The sequence below is a fragment of the Mesorhizobium sp. M7A.F.Ca.US.006.04.2.1 genome (assembly GCF_004022915.1).
Classification (GTDB): domain Bacteria; phylum Pseudomonadota; class Alphaproteobacteria; order Rhizobiales; family Rhizobiaceae; genus Mesorhizobium; species Mesorhizobium ciceri.
The window spans coordinates 1-3662 of record NZ_RZQA01000671.1; the positions used below are offsets into that span (position 1 = coordinate 1).

5 protein-coding genes and 1 pseudogene are annotated in these 3662 nt (G+C 60.8%); 4 read left to right on the top strand and 2 right to left on the bottom strand.

The features are described 5' to 3' along the window. Window positions 1-426, bottom strand: a pseudogene (locus EN925_RS27760) (sensor histidine kinase); the annotation flags it as partial. A 75-nt stretch (window positions 427-501) separates the two neighbouring features. Here EN925_RS27760 and EN925_RS27765 point away from each other — a divergent pair. The 4 genes from EN925_RS27765 (at window position 502) to EN925_RS27780 (ending at window position 2997) form a co-directional block, all read left to right on the top strand. Next, entirely contained in the window at window positions 502-1122 is a 621-nt protein-coding gene (locus EN925_RS27765) for a thermonuclease family protein (RefSeq protein WP_128337067.1), read from the top strand. A gap of 43 nt (window positions 1123-1165) precedes the next feature. After that, complete coding sequence (locus tag EN925_RS27770) at window positions 1166-1777, top strand: glutathione S-transferase (protein ID WP_127370189.1); 612 nt, start codon at window positions 1166-1168, stop codon at window positions 1775-1777. A gap of 2 nt (window positions 1778-1779) precedes the next feature. Beyond that, on the top strand, window positions 1780-2397 hold the full coding sequence (locus tag EN925_RS27775) for a uracil-DNA glycosylase family protein (RefSeq protein WP_024503311.1): 618 nt from the start codon (window positions 1780-1782) through the stop codon (window positions 2395-2397). A gap of 108 nt (window positions 2398-2505) precedes the next feature. Next, entirely contained in the window at window positions 2506-2997 is a 492-nt protein-coding gene (locus EN925_RS27780; RefSeq protein WP_006205209.1) for an Lrp/AsnC family transcriptional regulator, read from the top strand. 27 nt (window positions 2998-3024) lie between these two features. Here the strand turns inward: EN925_RS27780 and EN925_RS27785 are convergent, their stop codons facing one another. Beyond that, on the bottom strand, window positions 3025-3594 hold the full coding sequence (locus tag EN925_RS27785) for a DUF3299 domain-containing protein (protein ID WP_127370188.1): 570 nt from the start codon (window positions 3592-3594) through the stop codon (window positions 3025-3027). Window positions 3595-3662: the final 68 nt, after the last annotated feature.

Here is a 3662-nt window from a genome sequence, read left to right on the forward strand (position 1 = left end):
GCTGCAGCCAAGCCACACGAACCAAGCCCAGCCGAGACCGCACAGGAAATGGCCGATCAGGAATTCCCGCCGTGCTTGCAAAGGGTTGAGCTCGGAAGCTTCAGTGCGCTCGATGCGCCGCGCCATGAAGGCAACGATAGTGTAGCAGGTTAGCGTGAACAGCGCCCAAAGCCCGATCTCATTGCCGATTCCGGCCAGCCGGCCACCCGCGGCAATCGCCAGCACGAGAAGCGGGATGGCGATGGCGCCGCTTGTCATCGCTCGGGCATGCAGCTTCAGCAGTTCGCGATCGAAATCGGGATTGCCGGCCTGCTGCGAAAGACGGTCACGCGTCTTGCGCACCGCGCGCGCGACATCGCTGTTGCGATGGCGTTTCCTGCGGTCCACAATGAACTTGTCCGCTGTGTTCGAGCGTTGCAAGGGCATCAAAACTTCAATTTATGCGAGCAGCGGTTTCCAAGTGTTAAGCTACGTTCGAATGATTAACCAACCGTTTGCCATATGAGCCGTTCATGGTCGCCGAGGCCGCGCCGGCGATACGTTGCGCGCCCCAGAAGCCTGTGGCGCCGGCTGGTGGATTACGGGCTTGCCGTCATCATCCTCGGACTGCTGATCCTGCTGGCGGCCCGCCTCGACCGGGTGGAGACACGCAAGACGCAAGGCGTGGCAATCATCAACGACGGCGATTCGATCACGCTTGGCACCGAGCGTATCCGCATGCGCGGCATCGATGCTCCGGAATATACGCAGACCTGCCGCAAGAACGGCGCGGACTATTCCTGCGGCACGCTTGCGCGTCAGTCGCTCGTTCGCCTGATCGCCGGCAAGCCCGTCTCTTGTACCGGCTGGCAGCGTGATCGTTATGGCCGGCTGCTCGGCGACTGCACCGCCGGCGGCAAGGATCTCAACCGCGCGCAGGTCGAGGCGGGCTGGGCGGGTGCCTATGGCGACTTCGAGAGCGAGGAAGCCATCGCCCGCGCGGCAAAGGCCGGCATCTGGGCGGGAACGTTCGATCAGCCGCAGAATTGGCGAGACAGCCATCACGGCGAAGTCGTCGAGAAGAAGCACGGCACACTGGCGTCGATCGGCGATGCCGTGCGCGAGATTTTTCGCTTCTGGTGATGCGCATCCTGGAACTGGAACCGAGGACGAACAGGAGGATGGAATGAAGCTCTTCGACGGTGGCCGGGCGCCCAATCCAAGGCGGGTCCGCGTTTTCCTGGCCGAGAAAGGCATCGAGGTTGCGCAGGTGCCCATCGATATGGGCGCGTTGGAACACAGGCAACAGGCGGTCAGCTCGCGCAACCCCTTGCAGCGTCTGCCGGTGCTGGAACTCGACGACGGCACCGTCATCACCGAATCCGTCGCCATCTGCCGCTATTTCGAGGAACTGCATCCGGAGCCCGCTTTGTTCGGGCGTGGCGCACTCGGCAAGGCGCAGGTCGAGATGTGGCAGAGGCGGATGGAATTCAATTTACTCAGCTGCGTCACGCAGGCCTTCCGGCACATCCATCCGGCCATGAAGGAATGGGAAATCCCGCAGGTCCCTGAATGGGGTGAGGCCAACAAGCCGAAGGCCGTGGCGTTCCTCAGGCTGCTGGACGGCGAACTGGGCAGCCGGGAGTTCATCGCCGGTGACAGCTATTCGATCGCCGACATCACCGGCCTGATCGCTGTCGATTTCATGAAGCCGGCACGCATCAAGGTACCAGATAAGTGCGCGAATGTGTTGCGCTGGCATCAAGCCGTTTCCAGCCGGCCGAGCGCATCAGCCTGAGAATGACTGCCGAACTCGAAAACCTCGTCGCCAGGGTCCGCGCCTGCCGCATCTGCGTGGAAAATCCGGCCGGCAAGCCGTTGCCGCATGAGCCGCGACCAGTGCTGCGCCCATCATCCACCGCCCGGATCCTGATCGCCAGCCAGGCGCCCGGCACCAAGGTGCATCTGTCGGGCATGCCGTTCACCGACGCTTCCGGCGACCGCCTGCGCAGCTGGCTTGGCGTGACGAGCGACGAATTCTACGACATCGAAAAATTCGCAATCGTCCCGATGGGCTTCTGCTTTCCCGGCCAGGATGCCAAGGGGGGAGATCTGCCGCCGAGGCGCGAATGCGCGGCGGCCTGGCGCGCACCTTTGATGGCCTCTATGCCACGGATCGATCTGGTGCTGACGATCGGTATCTACGCGCAGTCCTGGCACATGGGTGCGGCGCGCCGGCCCTCACTGACGGAAACGGTCATGGACTGGCGCTCCATCTGGGAGAATTCCATCGGTCCGAAAGTGCTGCCGCTGCCGCATCCCTCGTGGCGCAACACGGGCTGGCTGAAGAAGAATCCGTGGTTTGAAATGGATTTGCTGCCTTTTCTGCGTTCGGAAATCCGCTATCGCCTCGGCTGACCTTTCAGCAAGAAATCACTCGCTTTTTGCCCGATCAGCAGAATTTCTTTCTTGTGAAAGGCCTGGATAAGGCAGAGTATAGGCATTCTATTCCTTTGGGAGCACGATATGGATCGCCTCGATAGAAAAATTCTCCGCCTCTTGCAGGAGGACGCGACACTCGCGGTCGCCGATGTCGCCAAGAAAGTCGGGCTGTCGACGACGCCTTGCTGGAGACGCATCCAGAAGCTCGAGGAAGAGGGCGTCATCAAGCGGCGCGTTGCCATTCTCGACCATGAAAAGGTCAATGTGCGCGTCACCGTCTTCGTGTCGATCCGCACCAATTCGCATAGCCATGAATGGCTGCGGCGTTTCTCGGAAGTCATCCAGGAGTTTCCCGAGGTGGTTGAGTTCTACCGCATGAGCGGCGACGTCGATTATCTCCTGCGCGTCGTGGTGCCCGACATCGCCGCCTATGACGCCTTCTACAAGCGGCTGATTGCCAAGATCGAAATTCGTGACGTGTCGTCGTCCTTCGCCATGGAGCAGATCAAGTACACGACCGAAATCCCGCTCGACTACATGGTTCTGGACAAGGAATCGGGTGCCAACGCTGCCTGAGCTGAACGTCACATAAAGTCATCCCGCTTAGTTCTTCTTTTTGTTGAGGAAACTCCAGGGTGAGTTCACCGGCAGAGTGATCGTATCCGGCACGGTCTCGACGCTCACCACATCTGCCTTGCGCACGCTGTAGCCAGACTGGATGATGCTGACGCCGTCGAGGATGAACAGCTGGTTCTTCTCCATGTCCGGCTTCAGCGCGCCGGTGACCGCTACAGGCTGATAGGCCTCGGACATCTTGAAGGGACGGGCCGGCGTAACCAGGACAATCTGGTTGGGCGGCGGCGTCGGCATGTGACTGCAGGCACCCGTCCAGGGTACCAGCAGGAACTGGTAGACAAGATCACCGTCGCGATCGACCGGCAATGCGTAGCCGGCTAGCTGAATGCTTTTGTCCTGAAGATTGACGGACAGCGTTTCGCCATGGTCGGGCAATTTTGCCGCGATCATCGGCAGCCCGACGTTTTCGGCGGCGGATTGCGTAGCCGGACGCAGATCCTTCCAGAATATGTGCGCAGTCTCGGCCGAGGCATCGGCGGCAGCGGACACAAACAAAGCGGCAGCGAGCGCCAGGGTTGATTTTAGAGGATTGCTCATCGGCCGCTTCCTTTGAGCCTAAAGTAAAGACGCCGCTGCCAAAGACGTCAACGCTCGAGGCGCATCAC